The 416-nt window shown below is 70.9% G+C and carries 1 protein-coding gene; it reads right to left on the reverse strand.

What is annotated here, in order from left to right:
• On the reverse strand, nucleotides 1–416 hold a 416-nt coding region (locus TN53_RS42600; RefSeq protein ID WP_046264287.1), incomplete at both ends, for a GDSL-type esterase/lipase family protein.

The following is a 416-nucleotide window of genomic DNA, read 5'->3' on the forward strand; positions in this document are numbered from 1 at the left end:
ACTGGAAGGAGGCGCCGCTCACTCCGTGGCCGATGTCGTTGGTGCCCAGGTTGATGACGACGGCATCCGCCCGGTAGCGGGAGAAGTCCCAGTTCTGGCTGCCCGTGCTCGCCGTCCTGAAGAACTGCGTGCTCAGGCCCGTGCATCCGGACTGGGCGACGAGGCAGTAGCCGGATCGGGCGATCTGGGTGTGGCGCGCCCCCAGTTGCTCGCCGGTCTTCCAGGCGTACGAGTCCAGTGCGAGCCGGTCCGTGAGCGCGCCGGCGGGGATGGAGTCGCCGACGAACTCCACGAGCCGGGACGGGGCGCTCGGCGCGACCGTGCGCGCACCAGGGTCCAGCACCAGGCCCTGGAAGACGGTGTCGCCGGAGCGGTACGAAATGCGCAGGGGGTGGGGGCCGGCGGACAACGGCTGG

Origin of the sequence: Streptomyces sp. WM6386 (assembly GCF_000972385.1) — a bacterium.
Lineage (GTDB): Bacteria > Actinomycetota > Actinomycetes > Streptomycetales > Streptomycetaceae > Streptomyces.